The organism is Burkholderia sp. AU45388, from assembly GCF_030481585.1.
GTDB classification, from domain to species: domain Bacteria; phylum Pseudomonadota; class Gammaproteobacteria; order Burkholderiales; family Burkholderiaceae; genus Burkholderia; species Burkholderia sola.
Genome location: NZ_JAUJPV010000040.1, coordinates 1 through 24630, shown reverse-complemented (window position 1 = coordinate 24630; position 24630 = coordinate 1). Strand labels below are relative to the sequence as shown.

Annotated in this window: 30 protein-coding genes; 26 read left to right on the top strand and 4 right to left on the bottom strand. The window is 62.2% G+C overall.

Features of this window, described 5'->3' with window-relative positions; all coding sequences use genetic code 11:
- On the top strand, positions 1-201 hold a 201-nt coding region (locus tag QZM72_RS34520), incomplete at its 5' end, for a hypothetical protein (protein WP_301740355.1).
- A 108-nt stretch (positions 202-309) separates the two neighbouring features.
- Here the strand turns inward: QZM72_RS34520 and QZM72_RS34515 are convergent.
- Complete coding sequence (locus QZM72_RS34515) at positions 310-1692, bottom strand: replication initiation protein (RefSeq protein WP_301740354.1); 1383 nt, start codon at positions 1690-1692, stop codon at positions 310-312.
- A 791-nt stretch (positions 1693-2483) separates the two neighbouring features.
- On the opposite strand from QZM72_RS34515, the gene QZM72_RS34510 reads away from it, so the two are divergent.
- The 19 genes from QZM72_RS34510 (at position 2484) to QZM72_RS34420 (ending at position 16203) form a co-directional block, all read left to right on the top strand.
- A complete protein-coding gene (locus QZM72_RS34510) occupies positions 2484-3692 on the top strand; it encodes a ParA family protein (RefSeq protein ID WP_301740353.1) in 1209 nt (402 codons plus the stop codon).
- On the top strand, positions 3689-4657 hold the full coding sequence (locus tag QZM72_RS34505) for a ParB/RepB/Spo0J family partition protein (protein ID WP_301740352.1): 969 nt from the start codon (positions 3689-3691) through the stop codon (positions 4655-4657). The genes QZM72_RS34510 and QZM72_RS34505 overlap by 4 nt, the downstream gene beginning before the upstream one ends.
- A gap of 1436 nt (positions 4658-6093) precedes the next feature.
- Complete coding sequence (locus QZM72_RS34500; RefSeq protein ID WP_047904761.1) at positions 6094-6336, top strand: AbrB/MazE/SpoVT family DNA-binding domain-containing protein; 243 nt, start codon at positions 6094-6096, stop codon at positions 6334-6336.
- On the top strand, positions 6333-6743 hold the full coding sequence (locus tag QZM72_RS34495) for a type II toxin-antitoxin system VapC family toxin (protein WP_301740350.1): 411 nt from the start codon (positions 6333-6335) through the stop codon (positions 6741-6743). The genes QZM72_RS34500 and QZM72_RS34495 overlap by 4 nt, the downstream gene beginning before the upstream one ends.
- A gap of 299 nt (positions 6744-7042) precedes the next feature.
- The gene (locus QZM72_RS34490) at positions 7043-7351 is read left to right on the top strand and encodes a hypothetical protein (protein WP_301740349.1); all 309 of its coding nucleotides are present in this window, start codon (positions 7043-7045) and stop codon (positions 7349-7351) included.
- Between the two features lie 99 nt (positions 7352-7450).
- Positions 7451-7651 carry a hypothetical protein gene (locus QZM72_RS34485; RefSeq protein WP_301740348.1) on the top strand — a complete coding sequence of 67 codons (201 nt, stop codon included), beginning with the start codon at positions 7451-7453 and terminating at the stop codon, positions 7649-7651.
- Positions 7652-7838: 187 nt separating this feature from the next.
- Entirely contained in the window at positions 7839-8537 is a 699-nt protein-coding gene (locus QZM72_RS34480) for a hypothetical protein (RefSeq protein ID WP_301740347.1), read from the top strand.
- 25 nt (positions 8538-8562) lie between these two features.
- The gene (locus QZM72_RS34475) at positions 8563-8769 is read left to right on the top strand and encodes a hypothetical protein (protein ID WP_301740346.1); all 207 of its coding nucleotides are present in this window, start codon (positions 8563-8565) and stop codon (positions 8767-8769) included.
- A 23-nt stretch (positions 8770-8792) separates the two neighbouring features.
- On the top strand, positions 8793-9275 hold the full coding sequence (locus tag QZM72_RS34470; RefSeq protein WP_301740345.1) for a hypothetical protein: 483 nt from the start codon (positions 8793-8795) through the stop codon (positions 9273-9275).
- A 312-nt stretch (positions 9276-9587) separates the two neighbouring features.
- Positions 9588-9929 carry a hypothetical protein gene (locus QZM72_RS34465; protein ID WP_301740344.1) on the top strand — a complete coding sequence of 114 codons (342 nt, stop codon included), beginning with the start codon at positions 9588-9590 and terminating at the stop codon, positions 9927-9929.
- Positions 9930-9956: 27 nt separating this feature from the next.
- The gene (locus QZM72_RS34460) at positions 9957-11042 is read left to right on the top strand and encodes a hypothetical protein (protein WP_301740343.1); all 1086 of its coding nucleotides are present in this window, start codon (positions 9957-9959) and stop codon (positions 11040-11042) included.
- An 11-nt stretch (positions 11043-11053) separates the two neighbouring features.
- On the top strand, positions 11054-11446 hold the full coding sequence (locus tag QZM72_RS34455; RefSeq protein WP_301740342.1) for a hypothetical protein: 393 nt from the start codon (positions 11054-11056) through the stop codon (positions 11444-11446).
- Positions 11433-11678 carry a hypothetical protein gene (locus tag QZM72_RS34450; RefSeq protein WP_301740341.1) on the top strand — a complete coding sequence of 82 codons (246 nt, stop codon included), beginning with the start codon at positions 11433-11435 and terminating at the stop codon, positions 11676-11678. Before QZM72_RS34455 ends, QZM72_RS34450 begins: the two co-directional genes overlap by 14 nt.
- Before the next feature lie 10 nt (positions 11679-11688).
- A complete protein-coding gene (locus tag QZM72_RS34445) occupies positions 11689-12024 on the top strand; it encodes a hypothetical protein (RefSeq protein ID WP_253567476.1) in 336 nt (111 codons plus the stop codon).
- 84 nt (positions 12025-12108) lie between these two features.
- Positions 12109-12936: a 3'-5' exonuclease gene (locus QZM72_RS34440; RefSeq protein ID WP_301740340.1), complete on the top strand. Its 828-nt coding sequence runs from the start codon at positions 12109-12111 to the stop codon at positions 12934-12936.
- A gap of 202 nt (positions 12937-13138) precedes the next feature.
- Complete coding sequence (locus QZM72_RS34435) at positions 13139-13567, top strand: hypothetical protein (protein WP_301740339.1); 429 nt, start codon at positions 13139-13141, stop codon at positions 13565-13567.
- A 3-nt stretch (positions 13568-13570) separates the two neighbouring features.
- On the top strand, positions 13571-15427 hold the full coding sequence (locus QZM72_RS34430) for a phage integrase family protein (RefSeq protein ID WP_301740338.1): 1857 nt from the start codon (positions 13571-13573) through the stop codon (positions 15425-15427).
- Positions 15428-15568: 141 nt separating this feature from the next.
- On the top strand, positions 15569-15820 hold the full coding sequence (locus QZM72_RS34425) for a hypothetical protein (protein ID WP_301740337.1): 252 nt from the start codon (positions 15569-15571) through the stop codon (positions 15818-15820).
- A gap of 41 nt (positions 15821-15861) precedes the next feature.
- Entirely contained in the window at positions 15862-16203 is a 342-nt protein-coding gene (locus QZM72_RS34420; RefSeq protein WP_301740336.1) for a hypothetical protein, read from the top strand.
- A 101-nt stretch (positions 16204-16304) separates the two neighbouring features.
- On the opposite strand, the gene QZM72_RS34415 is transcribed toward QZM72_RS34420, so the two are convergent.
- The gene (locus tag QZM72_RS34415; protein ID WP_301740335.1) at positions 16305-17570 is read right to left on the bottom strand and encodes a DUF5623 domain-containing protein; all 1266 of its coding nucleotides are present in this window, start codon (positions 17568-17570) and stop codon (positions 16305-16307) included.
- Positions 17571-18157: 587 nt separating this feature from the next.
- On the opposite strand from QZM72_RS34415, the gene QZM72_RS34410 reads away from it, so the two are divergent.
- The 6 genes from QZM72_RS34410 (at position 18158) to QZM72_RS34385 (ending at position 22420) form a co-directional block, all read left to right on the top strand.
- Positions 18158-19723 carry an integrase gene (locus QZM72_RS34410; protein ID WP_301740334.1) on the top strand — a complete coding sequence of 522 codons (1566 nt, stop codon included), beginning with the start codon at positions 18158-18160 and terminating at the stop codon, positions 19721-19723.
- A gap of 52 nt (positions 19724-19775) precedes the next feature.
- Positions 19776-20048, top strand: a complete 273-nt coding sequence (locus QZM72_RS34405) for a hypothetical protein (protein ID WP_301740333.1) — start codon at positions 19776-19778, stop codon at positions 20046-20048.
- A gap of 17 nt (positions 20049-20065) precedes the next feature.
- Positions 20066-20419, top strand: a complete 354-nt coding sequence (locus tag QZM72_RS34400; protein WP_301740332.1) for a hypothetical protein — start codon at positions 20066-20068, stop codon at positions 20417-20419.
- 89 nt (positions 20420-20508) lie between these two features.
- Positions 20509-20790, top strand: a complete 282-nt coding sequence (locus QZM72_RS34395) for a hypothetical protein (protein WP_301740331.1) — start codon at positions 20509-20511, stop codon at positions 20788-20790.
- Entirely contained in the window at positions 20787-21707 is a 921-nt protein-coding gene (locus QZM72_RS34390; protein ID WP_301740330.1) for a hypothetical protein, read from the top strand. Before QZM72_RS34395 ends, QZM72_RS34390 begins: the two co-directional genes overlap by 4 nt.
- 518 nt (positions 21708-22225) lie before the next feature.
- Positions 22226-22420, top strand: coding sequence for a hypothetical protein (locus QZM72_RS34385; protein WP_301740329.1), 195 nt, complete (start codon positions 22226-22228; stop codon positions 22418-22420).
- A 158-nt stretch (positions 22421-22578) separates the two neighbouring features.
- Here QZM72_RS34385 and QZM72_RS34380 read toward each other — a convergent pair whose 3' ends face one another.
- Both QZM72_RS34380 and QZM72_RS34375 read right to left on the bottom strand, forming a co-directional pair.
- Positions 22579-23076, bottom strand: a complete 498-nt coding sequence (locus QZM72_RS34380) for an adenylate kinase (protein WP_301740328.1) — start codon at positions 23074-23076, stop codon at positions 22579-22581.
- A gap of 92 nt (positions 23077-23168) precedes the next feature.
- Positions 23169-24630, bottom strand: a 1462-nt coding sequence (locus QZM72_RS34375) for an IS66 family transposase (protein ID WP_301740327.1), incomplete at its 5' end; no start/stop codon positions are given.

The window sequence follows — 24630 nt, the reverse complement described above, 5'->3', positions numbered from 1 at the left end:
CTTCAGGCCAGCCTCGGCTTCCTTCAAGATGCCGATGATTTGCTCTTCGGTGAATCGCTTTTTCATTGCCGTTCCTCTCTGGAACGGACTCTACACCGTCACCGTACTAAACGCCGGGAGCAGGTCATTGGCACAACAGACAAGCGGCGCGGCCAAGATATCGCTAAGGGCGAGGCGCCTCATGGCATGATGTTCATTTGACGATCGCCGCTACCCCGAATGCGCTCATGCACGCGGAGGTCAAGAACGAAACAGCCGTCCGATGCTTGGCCAGAATGGGTGGTATTGTTGAATTCGATCTGCTCGCCCTTAGCCGACGTTGGCGCGGACCGAGCGCGTCTGCATGAAGACATAGAGCGAGAACGCTGCGCGCAGGGCCTCGTGTTGCGAAAACGACGCGTCATTCAAGTCGGCCATCGGGTCGATACTCAATCGACGCATCGTCAACTTTGCAGCCGGCGACCGTTTGTAGTTGCGACGCCATTCCTCTCGTTGCGACGGCGACGCGGCCTGATATGCATCCCAGCCCTGCCGAACCTCATCGCCTATCCGCTCTTGCGCACTCACCTCCTGCGCCGCCGCCTGCAGTGCCACGCGTTTTTGAGCTTGCGTCTTTGCTTCGGCCTCTTGTTGCTCACGCTCAATGAGGGACTGCTGCACCTGCACCATCTCGCGCTCAGCATCGGACACTACCCAACCTTCTTTGAGAGCCTTCATAAAAAAGCCCGCCGGACTCTTCGTCACCTTGCCCATTTTCAGGCTGAAACGGGTGCGGTCGATGGCTTGCTCAAGACGTTCATCGGTGTAGGTGTCTCGGTCGCCAACGATCTGATTGAACTGCGCTGTCGAAAGGCCAAACTCCTGCTTTAAGGTTTGATAGATCTCCTTGGCGTGCTCGTGCGTATGTAGCACCCGCTCGGCGAGATCTTTGCGGCTAATTCTGAAGCGGAGACTGCCAATTTTTCGCGAGCCCGGCAAGTTTCGCGTTTCGTATGCCAGGGAGAGGTCAGAAACCTCGTTGATCTGCTGCACTGCCGGCTCAAGCCAGTCCCGTTTAAAGTACTTGAACACCTGCGCATTCGCGCCCATCTCGCCTTGCCATCTACGCAGTTCGTCAAGCGGGATCCAGTCTGTCTGTCCTTCGTCCGCGTGCGGGAGCAGATGGTCGTACAAGACGCGTGCGTACGACAACGTGAACATGGAGGTGATCCGCAGACTCAACCAGTGCGACTTGCCCTTCCCTCGGATAATCCCAATCAGATCGGGCGGTACACGGAACTGAAAGCGGCCACCCTGGTAAGAGATTCTGCCGATCAGTTGTGTCGAGCCAAAGGGCCGTTCATCGTCAGCTTCTGCCGGCGCCGTCGCTTGAATAAGGGCCTTTTGCGCTTCCGTGATCACTTGCTGGAGGTGAGTGTTATTGCGGCTCGAGTAGCGCATGAGCCATTTGAAGTAGTCCAACTCCACATCGTAAAGATCACGGGGCCGATCGTCATAAGCGACAATAAAGTACGCTGCGTCGATCAAGCGGCGGGCGGCCACTCCAAGGTCGACGATACGAATAAGGACGTTATCGCGCGAAAAACCAATGTCGGAGCGAGCGCTATCAACCGGCAGTCCCTCGGCCGACGCGTCTTCGAAAAGGGCAAGCGCCAACTGCTGAGACGTTGCCAACTGCCCTCTTTCCGCCATGCCGTTTCTCCACCCTCATGCCGCATTTGCCATGTTCGAGCGTAAGGTACCGGCGACAAAGTGACATGTCAACACAGAGAACCTCACCTTCGCCATAAAAGGCGCACAAATCACCGCACCTTTGTGCCCATTCTCCTCACCATCCTGCCCAAGAACCTCACCATAGCAGCCAATTCATCTCACTATTCTGTGGACTTCCTCTCACCTTGCATCTCAATCCACAGCGCCCGTAGCACATAATCCCTCACTTTGTTAGCCTAAACCATTGATTTATCAGTGTTTTGCTGCCTCTGTTTGTGGTTCGTGGGTTTTTCTTGTCTATAACAACAACAAACCGGGCAGCCAGCATCACCGCGGTGATCGAACAGGAGATGTTCGATGACTGGAACTCCAGCCTTTGCTGAAGGGTCGGCGCAAGCCGATTTCTCGAAGATTCGGTGCCTGCATTGAGTGTTTCAGGGTGAGGTGGATTGTGCAGGCGCGTGAGCGCTGGCAAAGAACGTACAGCGTAGTCTCGCTAAGGTGAGGGAATCTGTGCGGAGTGGCGCGGGGCACACGGTGATCCTCCATGCGCTGCCCCACAATTCACCTCACCCTCTGGCGCGGAAAAGCCTATCTTCCAACGAGATTCCAAGGGCGCCGTGGAAAAATCGGTTCGGGGCGCGAATTACATAGCCATTCTTCGGTCTAGCGAGTATTCTACGGTTCGTGTCAAAAAAACGCAGAACCGTAAAAATATTCGGTGAGCGTGAAAAAAACACCTCACCGTTGAACTAGAGAGGAAGCGTCCAATGAAAATGAGCGAGTTGCCCGCAGTCGAGCGGCAGGTGAAGCTATCTCAGCTTGGCGAGTTCGCGAAGCGATTGTCCGTGATGACCGACGAGCTCCGTGAAGACATCTTGGCTCCGCGGCCCCGCAAGACTCCGCCGGTATTTACGATTGGCGAATTGAGCGAGATGTGTGGCCTCGATCGCCAGAAGATCAACTATATGGCGACGAAGGAAGGCGGTGAACTACCGCCTGGCGAAGCGCACGGTTCGGGCCGTGCCCGTATCTTCACGCTGGCAGAGGCACGCACATGGGTACAAAAGGCTTCGAACATCTATCAGACAGCGCTCGTCACTGGCGAGGGAAAGCATCGCGGCCGGGTCCTAATTACGGCGAACTTCAAGGGAGGTTCGACGAAGACGACAATAACGATGTGCGAGGCGCAAGCGCTCAGCTTGCGTGGTCGCCGGGTCCTCGTCATTGACCTTGACCCGCAGGCCTCCCTCTCGGAGCTTTGTGGGTTATATGCTGAAAAGGATGTGACGTGGGAAGACACCGTACTCCCGTTTATCTACGATCCTTCTATCGAGGGAGGGCTCGCATCAAAGGTCCAGTCGACCTACTGGGACGGGATCGATGTCATTCCCGCGCACAACTATTTGCATGATGCGGAATTCCATCTTCCGACAGCACAGAAGGAAAATCCCGCGTATGAATTCTGGTCGGTACTTCGTCGGGGTATTGAGCCTCTTCGTTCTGTGTACGACTACATCATCCTCGACACCGCACCGTCCCTGTCTTATTTGACGTTGAACGGGCTGATGGCTGCCGACGCGATGGTTATGCCGCTGGTTCCGGAAAGCCTAGATTTCATTTCATCGGTGTCGTTTTGGTCGCTGTTCTCCGAAATTGCGGCGGGCTTTGTCGACCATGAGCTCGACAAGACTTACGACTTCATTTCCGTATTGCTCTCCAAGGTGGACTACGGCGCCGTGTCGTCTGCACCAGCGGTTCGAGTTTGGGCTCAGCGAGCCTATGGCGATTGGCTTTCGGCGACGGAAATTCCCGCGAGCTCAGTGATGAGCAACGGTGCGCTTGCTCTGTCGACGGTCTTCGATTTATCGAGATCGGACGGCGTCGCGAAAACCTTGGCTCGAGTGAAACAGCCGTTGGTGGACCACTGTAAATGGATCGACGATCAGTCGGTCGCACGTTGGAGGGCGGAGGCATGAGCAATCTGCGAGAACGGATGATGAGTAAGACGGCGGGCTTGCGTGCGGCCAAGGACATCGAGCTCACGGCCCAACCGGAGAAGCCAGCTACCCCAAGAACTGCTCCTGGGATGGCGGGGGCACTGGCGACAGCGCAGGCGCGGATCTTGGAACTTGAACGAAGCGCCAGTTCCCACGAATTGCCCATCACGGAAATCGTACCCAACCCGTGGCAACCTCGGAGGGTCTTCAATGAGGCCAAGCTCACCGAACTTGCGGAGTCAATCCGCGAGTCGGGTTTGATTGAACCGATTGTGGTTCGTAAGGCTGCGACGGGCTACCAAATCGTAGCTGGCGAGCGACGCTGGCGTGCGCACAAGATGATCGGGAAGGATGCGATCAAGGCGGTGGTCGCCGACGTCACGGATGGAGATATGGCGGTGCTCGCCTTGGTCGAAAACGTCGTTCGGGACGGCCTGACTGATTACGAGATCGCTCGCTCTATTCGGAACACCGAGAAGGAATTTCCGAACCGGAAGCGGATGGCGGAGGCCCTCGGAATTTCTCGCTCGGAACTATATCGGTATTTGGCCTTTGGCGACTTGCCCGAATTCGTAATCAAGGATCTCGATCTTCAACCTCGTCTGCTCGGCGCCCATGCGGCGGAGGATGTTGTTGCGGCACTTCGAAATCGTGAGGGCCGCGCGTTTGAGATTGCTGCCGAGCTTTGGGCAAAGGTGGTAGCCGGCGAACTTGATCAGACGAAGCTTGCGAAGGAAATTAAACTCGCGATTGAGAATGACGGTAAGGCAAGCGCCGTGAGCGATCGCAAGATCGAAAAAATTTTCGCGGGAAAGAGCCAGGCCGGCTCGATCACGCGTGACGCAGGCAACTTTACGGTGAAGATTAAGGCGGGGATGTTGACGGCCGAAAAGGAAGAAAAGATACGCGCGCTGATTTCACAGCTATTTTCCGAGCCCGATTGAGCTGATCACAAGAGCCCGCAGTTTGCGGGCTTTTTACTGGGAGATTCCGTGTCCCCAAAGGGGACACGTGAGGCGAAGGGCCGCTGGTGTCCCCATTGGGGACACCAACTCCATATCGACGAGAACCATTGTCCTCGAACGCAGCAGCGATCATCCAAAAGCTCAATCGCCCTCACTTAGAGGCGGAGCCCCGCTGCATTAAGGTCACGGCCACAGAAGCTGGGGCCTGGGGACGCCGAGAAGAGACGGCTGGACGACCGCCTGGTCGAGGACGAGCTCGACTAGGTTCCTCGCGGAATGGACATCCGGAATATCAGTGTTTCCCGCCTGCGACAAATTCAGTCGCACGGGGTAAAGGTCACCTGCCTTCTTAATTAGGGCCTTCGTCGTCGCACAATCCAGTCCCCGTGCATTTCCCGCGTGACCCATCAACTCGCGCACTGCCTTACCATGCGAAACCTTTTTGAGGTTTTTGAGTGCGTCGCCCAGACCCCGATCAGCGACGACAATCGCATCCTTCAGCCGCCCTTCTCCACTCGATCGCCGCCGCTTCACGCGGCCATTCTTCAGCAAGTGAGCCGAGGATGGCAAGATGCGCCAGGATTGAGAGCGAGCCATTGAGTCATCATTCGCACTGGCGTATAACTCAAGATCGGCGATCAGTCGAGGCTCTTTGACCGATTGACAGTTGTCCAGCCAGTGTTCCCACCCGCGTTGCTGTTGCTAATCGACGCTTCGGCCCCCAGAGGGATGGGCATATGTTCGGCCGCGATCATCGTCGGCATCGGGCCGTTGTAGGTGTCCGTAGGGCGACCCTCAGGTCAGTCCACGGTCCGATCCTGAAAGATGCAGGCAGGGACAACACGTGCAGCTTCGCGCTGAACTCTTCGAATAGCGCCTCGGCTACGGCCCGCGGCATCGGATCGAAAACGAGCCACTGGGGTACAGCCGAAGGGCTAATGGCTGCGTGTGACCGGGGAAAGGGACCGCGGGTATGTAACTGAGCGCGTCTACCAAGTACAGAGACGACTCAGGTGGAGGATTGGGTCCACGTTCATACGCACGGCCAAGAAGGTGGCCACGGGGTGCCTCGAGCGGGGTATGGAGCCAATATAGAGGCTCGCTGTTGAGGGGGATACATTTGCTACGGGAACTCCGAGAGATAGTCAATGGATGCCCACAATATCCCGTCGTCCCGATTAAGCGAGCTTAAATTCTCAGCAGCCGAGGGCCTCGAACCGGCTCAATCGAGAGGGGCCCCGCGTGACCCGCGAAGACCCGCGCGAACCTATACGCCCCCGCAACAGCAAGTGATTTCATCGAAGCAGAAAGACTGATCGATTGGTGCTCCGGCATGGTCAAGAGTGCATTGCGAATTCATGTCGGCTTGTATATGCTGTGGCATATGCTAACCCGATTGAAGAGGGGGCATCCTGATGCCAACCCATGACACCCGCCATGCGCGCCTGTTTCGCAACGGGCGCAGCCAGGCCGTGCGGATCCCGCGCGAATTCGAATTGCCGGTCTCGGAGGTCACCATCCACCGGGAAGGCCGCCGCTTGATCATTGAGCCCGTGGAGGCCGCACCCTTGCGCGAGCTGTTCGCCCAGTGGGCCCCGCTGGACGAGACCTTTCCGGACATCGAGGACCTGCCGCCTGAACCGGTCGACATCGAATGACGCTGTACCTGCTCGATACCAACATTTTGTCGAACGTGATCCGCGACCCGCGCGGCGCATGCGCCACCCGAATCGGAGAAACCCCGCCGGAGCAAGTGTGCACCTCGATCGTCGTCGCGGCGGAACTGCGGTTCGGCGTCTGGAAGCGTGGCTCGTCAACGCTCGCGCAGCGCGTCGAGCAGCTGCTCGCGAGCCTGACCGTGTTGCCGCTGCAGCCCGACGCGGACCGGTGCTACGGGCGGTTGCGTGCCGAGCTCGAGAAGCAAGGCCAGTTGATCGGCGCCAACGACATGCTGATCGCCGCGCATGCGTTGGCCGTCGACGCGGTCGTGGTCACGGACAACACGGCTGAATTCACCCGTGTCGCCGGGCTGCCGGTCGAAAACTGGCTGCGATCGGCGACGTAACGCGGCGTGGCGGCCGCCGGCGGCACGATGGGAGCACCGACGCACGACAGTGCGCCTGAGAACAGAATAGGAGCGGGGGATGAACGGATTCGGCGGTGCGGCGATTTTTGCCTTCGCGTTGACTGTTGGGTGCCTCGCACTCGGCTGGAGCCAACCTGCGGTGGCCACATTCGCCGCGTGCATCGTGTGCACGGTCTACGCGTCCCGGGGTGAGCAATAAGCGCCGGCCGAGGGCCGGGCGCATCAGGTATGCCGATGGCCGTCCTGTGAGACGTGGGCGTGGCGAAGGAGATGGCGAAGTGACAACGCCGATGACGGCTGTCCGGCAGATGTTCCTCGAGTGGTGCATCGGCTACATGAAATTCCGGATCGCCGACGCGATGTCGGTCGGTCTGATGTCCCTCGAGGCCGAGCGCTACGATGCGCTGTGGACCATGCTGCAAAAGGGGCGATACGGCTTCCTCTGCGACGACATGATCGAGACCGGCCGGCGCCTATTTCCGGACGCGCCGAACGCACCGGAGGGTTCCGGGCTCGACGCGGCCTACGAGCACGTGTGTAAGGCGCTCGACGACTGGTTGCCGAGCTTCATCATCCCGCCAGGCTAGGTGTCGTTCCTGCCGGCCCCCGAACTGCCGGACGATGAGCCCGCTGCGTGAGCGGCCGCCACGATAGCATCCACCGCGTGAACCGAGAGGATCTCGACAATGAATCTGACAGCACGGCAGTTCAAGGAAAGCGGGTGGGGCAGGGGCGTCGCGGCCGGCGTGGCGCTGATCGCGCTGGCGTGCGTTGACCGCGGGCTCTCCGCCGCGTGGCCGGCCAGCTACGGGTTGGTTCACCAGCTGGCGGCGATCGCCGCGGCGAACCTGTCGTTCGTGGCCGCGTACCTGATCCTGCAGTCCTGAGCGACGGGCGAACCCGGCTGCGGCCGGTTTTTTGTGGCGCGCCGTCAATGCCGATAACTCCCCTTATCGGCATTGCGTTTAATGCTCGAAATCTCGGAGGGGCGCTTTACAAGCGTCCTTGACACGTCTTGAAGACGTGCTATGCTGAGTTATACGTCTTTAAGACGGGTTCCGTTCAGGAGGCTTCATGTCGGTGTTGTACGTGTACCGTTGTCCGGGCTGCGGCCACCGTGGCGAGACGCGCCGGCCCGATGACACGCACGAAGGCGAGGGCATGGCGTGCCCCCAGTGCGGCGCGATCGTCGCGCTCGAGTGGGACGGGGGCGTGACGCTCGACGGCCTGCCGCCCGGTTTCGTCGGCGACCCGCCCGGCCCGCATGCTGCCGACGCGGCACCGGCACCGACGGCGGCCGCCTTCAAAGCCCTCCGCCTGCGTGGCCGGCGCACCCAGGCGCAGGCCGCCGCGCTGTTGGGCGTGCTGCCGCGTCAGGTGCAGCGCTGGGAGGCGGGCGAAGCGCCGATACCGACCAACGCCTGGCCGCTGCTGCGCCGCGCCTGGGGCTATCGCTATCCGAGCGACTTCGCGCCGGCGCCGGAGCCGATGACGCGCGGTTGCGACGCGTTGCGCGATCGCCCGCGCGACACGATCGAGCGCGGCGACGTGGTCGAGCTGCAGCCGGTCGACGGCCCGCGCCTGCGCGCGACCGTGTGCCTGGACCGCGTGCATGACGGCCTCGTCGACGAAGAGAGCTACGGTGCGTATGTGACGGAATTTGTCGGCGCGGCCGACGCCGGCGACGAATACCGCGGCTTCTTCATTCCGGAGCGCGTGACGTTTGCGCGGTCGAACGTGATCCACCTCGAGCAGCGCGCGCCGCGCCGCTGACCGAAACGCCTTCACGAGGAGCGCGATGAAAACCGCCTACGACCTGCTGCTGGACGCCCCCGACGACCAGGTGACGCGCTGCCGCCTGGCGTGGAAAGCCGTGGCCGCCGGCGACTGGCAGGACGCCGCGCACTTCCTGCGCAACGCGGCTGTCGAAGCCGGCGCGAGCCCGTGGGCAACCGACGCACGCGCCCTGGCCGATGCATGTGCTGCGAAGGTCGCAGCCGCCTGAACGCCCCGATACCGGAGACCACGATGAACACCCAAACCGAAGCGATCGCCAACGCAGGCGCTCAGCGGAGCCGCGCGGGACTATATACCTATAGTGGCGTGCTCAACGAGTTGCGCAACGTGCTCGAGGCCGTGAAAGCCGGCGTGCCGGAAACCGTGGGCTACGGCGAGATCGGAAAGCCGGCCTTCGCGCATGGCTGGACCGCTGCGATGGAACATGTCTACGGCGAGCTGGCGGCCGCCCGCGCATTGCTGCGCGAAGTTGACGGAGCCGATCACGCATCGGGCGAACCGAGCACCGATGTTGACGCGGGCCTGCCGGGCGACGCTCGCCCCGTATCGGCGGCGACTTCGGGCGAAGCGCTCTATACCCAATTGCAGTCAGCGCTTCCGGCCGACTATCCGGACAGCTGGGATGTGCTGGCGCCCAGATACCACGCCGCGTTCGAATCGGCGGCGAAAGGCCAGAACGCGCAGCGACACGGAGAGCAGAAGCCAGAGAATTAGAGGAACGATTCAGTTTTGCCGAAATACCGCGCCGGCACCGCAGGCATCCTCTTCTTGAACGCCTATACGGGGCACATTAACTGGAAAAGGGTGTGCCCCGATGAAACTCGAAACGGTGACTCTCTGGCTGAACTGCGCAGCCGCCGGCCTCCAACTGCTGTACTGGAGCATCAAGCTGGGCCTGCTGTACGGGGCGATGCTCCACTGACAAGCCCGCCCGCCCCGAGAGGGGCGGGCATTTGGCAGACTTACCGCGCGCGCGACTGTTCCCAGAGCGCTTGCCGACCGACAAGGAAGCGAGAGAACGAGACCATGACCGAGATCATCAAGACCTACGACGAGTTGTCCGATTCGCAGCTGGCCGACGCACAGCGGTTGTTCCCCGGCACGAGCGGCGATGACCCGTTTCGCTACGTGATCGTGGCCGGCAAGGTCCATCACCGGATCGGCGCGACCAAGCCGATCGCCGTTCGGATAGTGGACGACAGCGGGCCGCACTTCTTGCGCACCGATCAAGTTGTCGGTATCACGCCCCGCACGAAATGGGGGAAAAAGGGCGTCGAGGTCCTGTTGCGAGCCGGTGCCGCCCACGAGCCGCATTCACTGTGGCTCGCCGTCGATCCCGATTATCTGGCCCGGCAGATCGGCTGGTAACCCGATTCACCCTGACAGGAGCGTGGAATGCGCAAGGAATACGAACTGCAGACCGATGTGCTCGCGACGATCGTCGCGGCGACACCGGTGACGCCGAAGCACGCCGAGTTGCTGGCGACTTTTGCGACGCGCACCGAGTTTCGGGGCGCGCGCTACGTGAGGACCCGAGACGACTTTGGCGAGCAGCCGGCGCGTATCGTTGACGCCGAGGGGCGCGAGATCGCGGCCGACTATCGCGCGTGGATCGACGCGCAGCTCGCCGCGCACGGCTCGGTACGCGCGACATGGGCGGCACACAAGGACAGCGGTTACCGGCTGGTCGAGATCCAGCCTCTGCTTCATTATTTCGCGCACGACCGCGGCGGCGACCAGGACAACTTCGTGCAAATCGAGGTCTGGGAAGAGCAGGAGTTCGTCGAGCGTGAAGTGTTCCCGTGCGACGCCAGTTGGGGGCTGCCGGACGCCGACGAGCTTCGTCGGGGCTACTTGCGCGGAGCCGCCGTCACACAATTCGACCGGCGCGACCTCGGCGCGCCACGGTATCGCCTGAAGGCCGTCGTCGACATGCAGCGCTTTGCGGCGATCGCCGACGCGACCTACCGCGAGCGGCGTCAGCGCGAGGGTGATCGGCGGTTTGTCGAGACCAACCGTCAGACCGGCGAAGAACGCGTGATCAGCATCCGCGACCTGACACCCGGCTACGACCGCAAGCAGTGGCGCGGACGCCGCTTCTTCGACGACTGGGCGACGTCGAGCGCGGGCCGCGCCGGCGAGCGGGCGTGTTTGCGCTGGGCGTTCGCGACGAGGGAGTACACGAGCCCGGCCGGCGATCGGGAGTTGGACTTTATCCCGTGGTGGGCGCACACACAGAAGATCGCTGAATTGAAGAATACGGCGAAGCTCGACGCCTACAGCCTGTTTGGCAAGCTCACGCAGTTTGACAAACGGATCGGCCATCGCTTCGCGTGGTTCTTCTACGGCGTGCACGGCAATCTGATCCTGAGCGGGCAGATGGAGCGTGTGCTAGAGGCGGCCGAGGCGGGCCTGATCGTGCTGGCCGAACATGATTACCAGGTGCTGCGGCGCTGGGGCGACGACCAGTACTGGTTTTGAGAAAAATGCCAATGAGCGCCGACCTCGACAATTACTTCAAGTTGCGTCGCCCGTGCGAGAACTGCCCGTTCCGCAAGCATGACGCGATCATGCTCGCGCCGGGTCGCCTGGAGGGGATCATCGAACGACTGGTGCGCAACGATCACAGCACATTTCACTGCCACAAGACCGTCCACAACACGCGTACCGGCGGTGTGTGGGATGACGACGGTCACTACGTCGCAAGCGGTCAAGAAAGTATGTGCGCCGGCGCGATGATCTACCTGGAAAAGATCGGTCGATCGACCGTGGGCATGCGCTTAGGTCGCGTGTTGGGCAAATACGATGTGGAACGCCTGTCGCCCGCATTCGGCGACATCATTGACTCAGAACTGACGAGGAAATCCAACGATGAAGACCTATGACGAGCAGCAAGTCCTTGCGCGCCAGGTCGAACAGTGGACCGTCGAGCTGAAGCGGCTGGCAGGACAGATCGCCGCGGCGAAAGGTCTGCCGAGCGCGATCGTGATGATCACGCCGCAGGATGAGGACTACCACGACGTTATCCCGGAATTGATCGCCGAGGACGCGTTGCAGGTCCGTACCCATGGTTGGCCGGTCGGCTTCGAGGTCGAAATTCTCAATCAGGTTGATTAGGAGTGGCCTAATGGCTCGCACTACCAAGAAGAAGCCGCCGGGCAGGCCGGCGCCGCAGTACGTCAACGGCGTGGTGTTCACGCTCGCCATGCGGACGGGCGATGTCGAAGTGATCGGCATACCGTTCGAACACCGCGGACGGACATGGGCGGTTCATGCGATCGTCGGGCTCGATGATGTCCAGTGCTTTGCGGTTTCTGACGTCCTGACGGGAATGCATGTGCCGAAGAGTGAGGCGTCGACCATCGACGCGTCGCGCGCGGCCGCGATCGCCACGCTCGACGACATCACGGACGAGAGCTGGGCCAAAGCCTTCGGGTCGGCTCACACCGAGACGGTCGAGTGACACCCTGCAAGGCACCCTGAGAGCTTCCCGATGCGCTACCCGAACCGAGCCGCGGCGCCGCTCGAGCTGCAGACGAAAACCGAGTTGAAGCAGGCGCGGCGCAATCTCGCCGACCGCCAAGCACCGGTTGCGCACTACTGGCAGGGCCATACGTGGATCGCGCTTTACGATCCTGCGTTGACCGTGCCGATGCGCGCGGCTCGCGCGCCGAGCCCCGCCCAAGCGGCGGCCCTCGCAGCCGGCCGGGCACTGGCGGGTACCCGGCCATGCACGATCTGCGGCACCCGCACCCAAATCGAATGGTTGGATCGATACGGATGCTGCGACGCGTGCCTCGAGGACGTAGCCCGCGAGAAGCGGGACGAAGCGGCCCGCGGCCTCCACATCACCGCGAACGAGTGGCTGGCAGCTGATCCGCTGTTCATCGACACCGAAACGACCGGCCTGGATCTTCAGGCGGCGATCGTCGAGATCGCGATTCTCGATCGCGCCGGCGCCGTGTTCATCGACACGCTCGTGAAGCCTGCGATCCCGATACCTGCGGCCGCGACGGAGATCCACGGAATCACCGACGCGGACGTCGCCGGTGCGCCCGCCTGGAACACGATCGGTCCGCAGGTGGCCGAGCTGCTCGCGGGCCGACTGTTGATCGCCCACAACGGCGCGTTCGATGAGCGTGTGCTGTACCAAACATCGCGATCCCACGGCGTGACGTTGCCGGCGCTGCGCGTCGAATGCACGATGGAATTGCTTAACGGCTGGGCCGGTCGCTGGCTCAGTCTGGCCGACGCCGCGCTGATGCTCGGCGCGCGCGCTCCCGCGACACGTCATCGCGCATGCGCGGATGCCGAGCAGTGCCGGCAGATCGTGCTCGCCGCGGCGCGCGCCGCGCCCGTCTCCGTCCAGCCCTGAACCAAGCGTCGAGCGAAGGGCATGCTACAACCGATCTGGAGGAAATCATGTTTCGCAATTGGATGGCACGGTTAGCGTGTCTGGTCGGGGTGCATCGCTGGGTGCAGCATACCCATTACCACTACATCCTGAACGACAGCGGGCTCCACGCGTATCAATGCGAGCGCTGTGACAAGGTGCGGTCGTCCAATTTTCCGACCTGATGAGAAAAGCCACCTCCCGTAACCGCCGGCCGCTCAGCCGGGCGCAGCTGCTGCCGATCCCGGCCGCGGAACTGCGCCGGATCCAACTGAAGCATCACGTCGCGTTGGACGCACTGCGCGACGCGAACGACGACGTCGCGCAGCTGGCGACGCTCTTGAATGCGATCTACCTCGGGTACTTCCTCGACTCGACCGAGCCGGGGCCCTATCGGCGGGCCGAGGCGGCCCTCCAGGACTGCGCGGACCGCGCCGCGCGCGGCGAGTCGAGCGCCCTGCTCGACCTCGAGCGCGCCGCGGTCGAGCACGTGCTTGCCCGGCTGGACGAGCGGCTGGCCGCGGTACCGATGCATCGCTATGTCGCCGCGTTCGAGCGGCTGCAGCGCGTCACCACGGCCGACACGGTCGTATCCCCCATTCCTGCAGGCTGAACCATGGCGAACCGTCCCCAGCAGCTGGCCCAGATGCCGTTGCGCAGCTACAGCCGCACCGAGTTCACGGCGCTGCGCGCGCGCGTGAAAGGCCTGCCGATCGAGACGATCGAGCGGCTGTACTTCGACCGCGATGCCGACGAGCCGGTCGACGTCGCGCAGCTGCTACGCACGATGCGCGACGACCTGGTCGCGGCCGCGCTGCGCGACGGTTCGCCAGTATTGAAATCCCACCTGCAGGCGGCGATCGAGAAATACGGCGAGCCGCGTCTCACGCCCGTGTCGCTGCAACTGATCGAGCAGGTGGCCGGGCAGTGGGCGATCGCGCTGCCGCAGGGCGATCACCCGGTAGGCCGCTGGTTCCGGCCGCTTATCGCCGCGCGCCTGGAAGGCGAGGGGATTCGCACACTCGGCGAGCTCGTCGCGTTCGTGAACCGCCGCGGCGGCCAGTGGTGGCGATCGGTGCCCCGTATCGGCGTCGGTCGCGCCCGCGTGCTGGCCGCCTGGTTGAGGCGTCACGCGTCGTCGATCGGCGCGGCCGTCGAGGTCGACGTCGACGCCGGCGATGCGCTCGCGCCGACGGCGGCAAGCATCACCGCCAGCGCCGGGCAGCTGGCCCCCCTCGAGCGGCTGACACTTCCGGTCGAGCTGTCCGGCGCCGACGGTGCCAACCGAGCGCCCGTGTTCGCGTATTTGGGCGCGGCGCACGATCTGGACGCGGTACGCGCGTACCTGCACCGATACGACGATCGGCCCGCGACGCAGCGGGTCTACAGGAAGGAGCTCGAGCGCCTCGTGCTGTGGTGCGTGGCGGAACGCGGCGTCGCGCTCTCATCGATGCGGGTCGAGGACTGCGAAGCGTACAAGGCATTTCTCGCCGCGCCGGGCGAGCGCTTTACGGGGCCGCCGGTCGCGCGCACGAGTCGCCAGTGGCGGCCGTTCGCGCCGGGCGGCCTGTCACCGGAAAGCCAGCGCTACGCGGTGCGTGCGATTCGCGCGGCGTTCATGTGGCTGGTCGCGGTGCGGTATCTGGCCGGCAACCCCTGGGCGGCTGTCTCCGATCCCAGCGTCGTCAAGCGCGTGCGCAAGCTGCAGGTCGAGCGGGCGCTCCCGCTCAGCCTTTGGACGCGCGTACGCGCGACGCTGGCCGAACGCGGCGAGCTGCAGGGCCCGAGCGGACCGCGCTGGCGCGCCGCGCGTGCGCTGTTGCTGCTGATGGGGGACGGCGGCCTCCGGATCGCCGAGGCGGCCGCCGTGACGCGTGCGGCGCTGGTCTGGATGCCGGCGGAAGACGACACGCCGGCCAGCTGGTTGCTCGAGGTGATCGGCAAGGGCAACAAGCAACGTTACGTGCCGATCAGCGATGAGTGCGTCGACGCGCTGCGCGCGCACTGGCGTGATCGCGGCCAGGATCTCGACGCGGCCGCCGCGACCGAGCCGCCCGGCTTGCCGCTGGTGGCGCCGCTCGTGATCCCGCCGACGCCGCGGGCTCGCGAGAAATTTGGCGACCCCGTCAACGGCGAGGAAGAGGTAGCTGGCATCGCGACGGGCGGAGGCTACTCAGTACGCGGCGCGCGCGGACTCACGCAATGGGCGATCGCCCAGCTGCTCGAGGCGATGCAGGATCTGACTGAGCCGGAGCGACGCAAGCTGGCCGGAACGTCGCCGCACGCGTTCCGGCACACCGTCGGCACGCAGATGCTGGCCGCGGGCGTCGCGCTCGAGGTCGTGCAACGCACCCTCGGCCACGCGTCGCTCGGCACCACGTCGATCTATGTGTCGCCGGAGGAAGCCAGGATGCGTCGCGAGGCAGCAAAATATCACGCCCGGTTGGCTCGCGATAATGGAGGTCATCGGTGATGACCGATGCGCTCGGGCGAATAGAACGAGAAGAGACATGACGTGCTTGTCGCTTCGAGGGCTGATCGCGAGGACGTTGGACCTTCCGCGTGCGCTGCATCGGTCAGCGCGGATCCTGCCGACGATGCGCCGAGGGTGGGCGTGCATGTGACGATGAAGGTCGCGCGGAAGCGCGCCGGTGGCCGCCGTCGGGCGTACGTGCTCGAGCGCGACGTGCTGGCCGGCGTGGCGCGGACGCTGACCTGCGACGCCGTGACTGTGGTGCGAGTGTCGTTCGAGGACGGCGATACGTTCGACCGGCTGGTCGAGGTCGCGCTCACCGCCGAGCAGCATCGTTGCACGTCGGAAACCGAGCTGTGGGCGCCAGTGGCCGGCGAGCGCTGGCGCTGGTGAATGTGAACCGGCGCCAGCGTGCGCCAGCAATGAGGATCTCCATGACCATCAGCTATGGGACGATCGGATTGGCAATCGCGGGCTTTGCCGCCGGCATGCGGAGCGCATATTACTGGTACGCGTCGGCCGAGGTCGATATGAAGCCGCCGCCCGTCGTGCTGTACGATCCCAACGATCCGCTAGCGTTCGAGCCCCTCGAAATCGAGCAAAAGCAGCTCTGGGCGGATGTTCGTCAGACCGAGAGAACTGAGGCGAACTGGAACGCGCTCGTCGAGGCTAGTCGGGAGATGGGCCGCCTGAACAAGATCGCCGCCCGTTGGACGGCCTTCGCGGTGCTGCTTGGCACGGCCAGCACGCTGTGGTCGGCGTTGAGCGGGCGCTGAAAATCGACTGTCCCAAGCCAGCGCAATGAAAGTTGTAACGGGCTTGTCCGTGTTGATGTCTCTACGGGTGGGGCAGCCGTTGAGGTGCCCCACCTGAGCACTTAGTCTTGCTTGCGCGCCCCGGATTTCATCAGTGCGGCCTCAACGCCGGCGAGCCGATCGAGTAGCGCTCGCCTGGGTCTGCAGTCCGAGTAACCCTCGCTCAGCAGCGCGCGAATGCGGCGAACGGCCTCAATCTGCCTGGCCCGATCGACGATCGGTGCCGCGTGCGTACCGTAGTAGGCCGCGCGAAACTGCTCGTCCGACATTTCGTCGCCTGGATATTCCATCTGTATCCAGTCATCCAACGTCGTCCGGACAAATGCGATGGACCTGCGTGGCCCGCCCGGAAAACGATGATGGTCGAGTGCGTGCACGAGTGGCCCGACGGTGAGATGCATGTCCAGCGGCATTCGCTTGGCCGGCCGCCACCGAGACTCTATCCCGCCTATGCCCGATCCGTACGGGAGCGCGCCATTACGTTCCACGCCACGTGGCGCAGGCATCTGCCGTGCCCGTCTACTTTTGCCCGTGGCCTGCCTGCCAGGACTGACGAACTGGGACCAGTAGCGGGCCGATTCTCCGTCCCATTCCTGTACCTTCCCACGACCACCGAGCTGGACAAGTTGTTTCGACAACCTAGCAAGCAGCGTTTGATCGGAACAGAAAACGTGCGGAATCGTCGTCGGGCTGTGAAGACCATCCCACTCCGGCGTCGCCATGTGAATTCCGTGGTCGGCGACCCAGCGGTGGCGCTTCTCGGGTTCAAGGACCGCATAAGGCTCATCAATAAAAACCCACGCGCCTGTCTCGCCGTCGATCCACCGCGATGGGTGGTCAAACCCGGGCAGGTCATCGAACACGCGCATGGGGCGTCTCTGCTGCTGCGTTGTGGTTGGGCGCAAACCGGTCGCCGCCATGAAGCGCAGCGTGCGCGCGGCAGCGAGCAATTCATTGCGAGCGAGCTGCTGATTGCTGACGTCCGTCCTCAACTCGATGTGATCCACCGACTCGAGGAAAAACCATCCAAGGTTTTTTGCGGTGCGCAGCTGATGACTTGCGATGACATCGGCCAGCGGCTTGGGCAGCCGGATCGTGAGGGTCTCACGGCCGGCACCGCCGGGGTTTGCCCAATACGCGCTCAGGTATGCCGCATGGGTCGTTGGATGCTCGATCTGGCTCTGCGCATGACGCAGATTCTGGTACCCCGCTTCGCGGGACGCCTCGTCGAGAGCCTGGTGATGGGGGATTTTGCGCTCGCGCTTGATGGTTTTCGCGAGGCGCTTGATGCCGTCCAGCGTGGACGGCTGGGCATTGATGCTGGGCATGACGATTCTCCGGCCCTGTGTGCAGCGTTACCCGTCCACCGCTGCGTTCCAGGGCCAAAGAAGGCCATGGAAATGGTGTTGCCGCGACAGTGCCGTTGCCAGCTTAGCGAAGACGGGTTGCGAGCGCCTGCCTAGCGCTCGTCGACATCATAACCCGTCTGAAACCGTCCTGCTACTACGGGGAATTCAGCCCTTTTGGAGCGCGTCGGCGACGCCGATGCCGACTGCGCCGACGGGCGAGTCCGGTCGTCGCGTGCTGCCAATTCGACCAAGCATCGGTGACGGCGCACGGAAACATCCGTGTCGTGCGGCCGACCTGATCCGCGGTTGTGACGAGAATATGGCCGCGCCATATAAGGGGCCAATGAAGCCGATGCGCACCCGTATAATTTGATGGCATCCAGCCGTGGGCCTGACAGCAGCGAGCGCCGGCACGCATAAAAAAGCCCCGCTCTAGGCGGGGCTTCGAACAACTGGGGGCTTGAGCCTTTCGGATTCGGCAGTCGAGACTGCTTGCACCAATTGGGTCGCGCCCCACTAGACTGTAGACCAGCACTGCTACTGGCCGAACGCACACACTAGTCGAAATGTTCAACCTTGTCAACCTGCCCGAACGAATCGCCTTGGCTCGGCTCACCGAGTTTTTCTCTGATCGCAAGCACTGGTATCGCTCGCTCTGGGGTATCGGCACCACGTTGGCGATGGAGGAACTGTTCGAGGCCTGTTCGGTGATGAGGCACGGGCATCTGAGCGAGCCCGCAGTCAAGCGCATCGCTTCATCGTTACAAAGACGGGTTGGCGGGCACCCCGGATTCACCAAGGAAGAGAAAGCCTTCCTGCGCGAACAGGTGCAACAGGTGCCGCGTGCGGAAGGCGTTGCGCATTTTTCGATCCGCGAGCTCTCGGAGCGCGTGTCGCGCGACTATCTCGCGCGATGGGCAGCCGCAGTCGCGCGAGGCGACTTTCGCGCCGAGCACTTCGCGCGGCATGTTGGCGCCCATCTGCTCGACATGGGATTCTCGGGGCAGCATCTGCGGGCATTGATCACTGCTACGCATGCATCGCCCGAGCCTGTAACCCTGGCCGAGTTTTGTGAAGAGCTGCAGGGCGAGGTTCGGACAGCGGTTCCGCGGCAGTTCGAGGTGATGCTAGCGTTCAGGACTGCGCCGCGGGTCCATCGCGGGCTCCCTGACATCTGGATGACTGGTGCTGCGATTACAGGGTGGTTGTCGGAAAACGGATTCGACACGACCGGCGTCCGAGCGGCCGCGGCCATGGTGATTACCGTGCGCGCGCGCGACGAAGTCGGTGCTGCAGAGGCGGCTCGCAATGAAGCGGATCGCTATTCGGCGCGAGCGCTTCTCGCAACCGGTCAACCGCTCGCGTACCTCCCCAACTTGTGGGTCCGTGGTAGTGCGGCCGAGGCCCCCATGACGGCCAGTGCCCGGGGCGTTGCGGTCAGAGAGCTGTTTCGCGAGGACCGGGTATTTGCAACAGACGTCAGCCAGGACGTGGATGCGGCACTCGAGCTACTGGCTCATCTGGAAGGAAGTTCGCCGCCGGCTGCGGTTGCGGGCGGATGGGGCGCAATCGAGGGCTTACTCGCGGATCCTAGTGACCGCTCTTCCGCGGCGGATAACTTGGCGACACTGGTAACCTGCTCGTTCCCGCGTGCCGAACTTACCGCGCTATCGCATCGCGTCGAGCGCATCATGCCAGCCGAGTTTGCGGAGCTTTCGGGTGTGGACGTCAACCGGGAGCGTTGCCGAATTCTGGCTGGCATGATTCTCGAGGATCGTATCCCCGTGTTGCCGAGCGTCGCGGACCAGGCCGCCGTCGCACGGATCCGTAAATTGCTTGCCGATCCTCGTCTTGAACTTCACACGATCAAAGACATGATCGGCGACTCTTTCCACCGGCTCTATCGACAGCGTAATTTGATTCTGCATGGCGGGCGGCTCGACAGCGTTGCGCTCACTGCGAGTCTTCGCACCGTCGCGCAGCTCGCCGGTGCCGGTATGGACAGGATTACGCATGGTCACTACGTACAGCGTCTTCGACCACTCGAACTCGTCGCGAAAGCCAATATGGCTTTGGCTCTGGTTGGTCGGCACGATCCGCTGGGATGTGTCGACTTGCTCGAAGTGGACTGATCATCACCGGCGGGACCGGCGTCCTGTAGCGATGAGAACAGTTTCGAGAGAGATGCTGGATCCGACTGCCCATGCTGGGTGGGCGGGATGTGTGAGCCTCGGTCCAACCGAAGCGCGATTGTGGATCGTCAAGGGCACCCAGTACGCCACCGGCCACGATCAGGATTTCAGTTTGGCCGATGTGCTGGAGGCGGGATTCCGCGCGAAAATTACCGGCTTGAATGCACGGGAGCGTGAGGCCGTCATCGCGGATTGCATCGCTGATACGCTGGCGCAGATCGCCGACATGAACCAACTGGTTCACGAGTACGCTAACGAAAAATAGGATTGGTGAATCGAGTGATGAAAGTTCGTACCATCTCTGTCGAGGCCGCGAGCGCCCAGCGCGCGGGAGGCCTCATTTCGGACTTCATGCTTCAACGGATCGCCGGCGGGTGGTGTGTGTTACTCGTCGAGACGGGGCACACGGATTCTCTGGTCGCCGTGAAGCGGAAAGACGTCGACGCAAGCGACGAGAGCGTGGCAACGTTTCCTACCGCGGATGAGGCGTTGGCGATCATCTTTCAAATCGGATTTGACATCACGCGCAATGCGATCGGTATGTGGCGCCCTGAACCGAAGCATATGGAGCGCCTTCAGAGAAGAACGATGGACGTCTTGAACAGTGCCGTGGATGGACCGAAAGACGCCGCGTGACGACTCGTGAGTCAGTCACGCATGCGCAGCGTCGCATGCAATGGGCGACCGATCGGAAAGCAGGAACGAAGCAGTCACCGGAGGTTGCGATGAAACGCGTGAACCGGTTCGCGGAGTACGAAGGGTGGAAGATCGAAGCGTCACCGACCATTTTGGCGAAGCAGCGGCTCTTCGTCTCGGGTGCGATCATCTCGCGGGGTGACGAGCGGTTCATCTTCACGGACTTGGGCAACCGAGTTTACCGGTCTCAAGCATACGAGCGTGGTATCGAATGGGCGAGAGGGTGGATCGACAACAACTACAAGACGAAGGCACATAGGCCAACGTATGAACCACGGAAGACCAAAGACGCAGGAGGTGGCACGGCATGATTACGCTTAATGGCGAAAAGGAACTTACCCGGATACACGATTGGGCCGACATCCAGGCGAGGCCGGACTTTGATGGGCAACTAGATCCGAACGCGCATGAGCTCGAGGCGATCATTGGCAGCTATGCCTTGCGAGACAAAATCCCGTGCGGCCTATCGAATTGCCGCACACTGCATGGCCGCGGTTACCTCGTTGCGACCAAAAATGGGCGCACAACCAACATTGGGAAGGATTGCGGTCGCGTGTATTTTGGAGTTGACTTCGAAACGATGTTGAGCCAATTCACGCGGGATATGGCAGCCAAGGAACATCGCGAAAGGCTCTGGAGCTTCTCGTTTCGCTTCGACGAAATCAACGCCGCGGTCGCGAGGATGCGCAAAGGTGGCGCCGGCGCGCCGGGCGCCGATTGGGTGCACAAAAAAACTCGTCCTCTGCTCTTGCTCAACGCCGGCTGCCCCGCCCCGATCGTGCGCCGCGTTGTTCAATTGCTGCGCACAGGCGGCGATGAGGTGATGGGGGTTCGCGAAGCGACTCGCGAGGAGATCGAGCGCGAAGAAGCGATGTCGGGCCGCACGGTGAAGCGGCCGCATTACGTTGAGGCTGTCGTCGGTCGCGTTGAGCACCTGGACGCACTCCGGTCTGAAAACGATCTGCGTGAGATCTTGATCGTGGATTTGGAGACGAATCTCAAGGCGTTCGCCGGGCTCGACATCGACAATTTGTCGCCATCGCAGCTGAGTCATTGGTCAAAGTGGTGCGGCGGTGTCGAACTCTCATTGGAACGCGCCGGCGAAGCGATCCGGATGGGTCGCGCATTGCTCACGCCCGAGAATCTTGCTCCACTCGCGACGCTCGTCTCGGAGCCGGCCGAGGTCGCTCAATTTGAGGCTTACCTTGCGGGCCTGGGTACCACCTAGGGGGCTCGGATTGAGGGATGCGAGAGAAATAGCAAGCCCCTTTTCTTTTGTTCAGTTCGGTCGGATGCGTCTAACGCGCGACGGGATCAAATCACCCGACGCGCTCGCTGTGTGTAACGCGGCATTCAACGGGAGAGTACGTCGATGACTCAGCTGATTCAAATCGCTCCGGGCGTATTGTTCTCGTCCGATGTCCTAAGCCCTGAATGGGGCCGCACGCGCCAACGGAAAGAGAGGGTGGTCGAGACCATCACAAGTCAATCCACAGCAGAATCGCCACGGAGCGCGGCACCAGAGGAGCATGTCTGCAATCCGACCGAGGCCAGCGGGGACCAATTGTCGTTGTTGTAGTGCAGTCGTCGGTGATTGTTTTATCGCGCTGAATGAATGCCCGCCAGGCGAGCCCGGACGGCGGGGAATTCCTCGTGCCCGATACGCCGGCGACCTTCTAAATACCGCTCACTCCAACCTTGGCCTTGCTCGGGGGGGCAAACATCGACATCGCACGCCCTAACGTGATGAAGATCATCAATCTGACCGCGCTTGCGCACAGCCGTCGATTCGTGATCGCACGTGATTGGACCCGTTGCTTCGTTGCCGATAGCGAACGTCAATATATGCATCCGCAATTGCAACCGCGGTTCCGCAGCGACCTCTTGCCTGACGACTGCGTCGCTGCAAGCACTACGGCAAACCAGATTGCTCGAGCGTGACAGTCGATCAACGTTCGCTGAACGCGCTGCAGGCAGACGATGAACAATTGTCAAACGGCGTCGGATGCTGGACCAGCGTAAGCATCTAACGAACGCCGTATTGACACCGCCGTATCGATGTAGGCGCATTCTGTGCGCGGCTCAGCCACGCTCGCACGCTATGTTTCCCAACGATCCAAGAAGGCCAATACGTCACCACGTGATCGCAGAATCCGCTTGTCTGCCCCGTAGTCGTCAAACAGTCTCTGGTGGCCAATGTATGAACTCGGTCCCTGGCGGCTTCGATACGTCGAAGCCCAATCCAACAATGCTTCGAATGAAGCCGCGTCTCCTCCACGACGGATACCGCGCTGGCGAATGTTCTCAATGCATTCTCCCTCGTCGAGACACAGCCAGATCAGTGCCGTAGAGTCGGTGCGAATCTCATTGACGAGCGAGCCGTAAATTCCTTCAATCACCCAGCGCTCAGCTTTTGCGGCATCTCGCAGCAGCTGTACGGCCTCGTTGCGCTCGCGAGCAACGTTGTACCCGCCTGGAAGCCAATGAATCGAATCCAAATCTATACAGGGTGATCCCATGTGATTTGCAATTCGCTCGGCAAGCCAGCTTTTTCCCGAACCCGAATTCCCCACTATCAGCGTTCTAAGCAGATTCATACGGAGGCCCTTTCGTGGAGAGCAGCGGCTGCTCTCGGTGTATGCGCGCGGTGAGTATCGTAGTACAGCTTGTTCGCGCGGGAGATGGGATGCTATCGGATCGGTTCGACGCGAGCGGTCAACGGCAGAGACGTTGCCACGTTCCAAGGCATCAGTTCATCGATGCAGTTGACCGGATGATCAGCGATGCGTTCGAGCACGTAGGCAAGATATGCCTCGGGATCGAGGCCGTTCAAGCGCGCCGTGCCGATCAGGCTATACATCGCAGCTGCGCGTTCGCCACCTGAGTCGGCGCCGACGAACAAGTAATTTCGCCTGCCGAGGGCAACGCCGCGCAACGCTCGTTCGGCGATCAGGTTATCAATCTCCGCACGCCCGTCGTTGCAGTAGTAGATGAGCGCCGGCCAGCGATTCAGCGCGTACTGAATCGCCTTGGTCGTGTCGGATTTCGCTGAGAGTGTGGCGAGCCTCGCTTCGAACCACTGCTTCATGTCGTCGAGCAGCGGAACCGCTCGCGCCTGGCGCATGCTGTGCCGTTCGTTGGGTGGCTTGCCGCGGATCTGCTCTTCGATCTCGTAGAGCGCGCCGATCCGACGCAGCGCTTCCTCCGTCACCGCGTTGGGACGCACGGCATGCAGGTCATGGATCTTTCTGCGCGCGTGCGCCATACAGGCAGCTTCCTGGATGACACCACCGCGATACAGCTCGGCGTAGCCGGCGAACGCGTCGGCCTGCAGCACACCGGCGAAGTGAGCGAGATGCCGCTGCGGATGCTCGCCGCGGCGATCAGGTGTGTAGGCAAACCATACCGCTGGCGCTTCGTTGGAACCACTCGGACGATCATCGCGCACGTAGACCCAGAGACGCCCGGTTTTCGTGCGGCCGTTACCCGGTGCCAATACCGGCAGCGGCGTGTCATCCGCGTGGACCTTGTTGCCGATCAGCGCGTAGCGGCGCACCGCGTCGACCAACGGTGCAAGCAAGCCCACGATGCTGCCCATCCAGTAGCCCATCGTGCCGGGATCGATCTCAACGCTGTCGCGTGCATATATGACTGCCTGGCGGTGCAGCGGGATGTGGTAAGCGAACTTCGACACGGCAATGTGCGCGAGCAGCGCTGGGCCCGGGATGCCGCGATCGATCGGCCGACTCGGTGCCGACGCTTGCAAGATGCGATCGCAGCACGTGCAGGCCAGTTTCGGACGGCGGTGGCGGATCACGCGGAAGTGCGCCCGCACGTACTCAAGTTGTTCGGCGACGTCTTCGCCCAGCGGCTTAAGCCGCCCACCGCAATCGGGGCAGTCAGCGGCAGCGGGCAAGTGGATCCGCTCTTCGCGCTCAAGGTGATCGGGCAGCGGTTTGCGGCTCGCACCTTCGCGACGCGACCGTGTCGTTTCGTGAGCGGCCGCCACATCGGCGGCGCCTTCTGTCAATGATCGCCGTAAAGAAGCCGGGGTTGATCGGCGTAAAGAGGCCAGCAGAAACGGGAGTAAAACGCGGATTCGAACGGCTTCAAGATTGCGGTTTTTTGCCGTTTTTCGCAACCCCATTTTC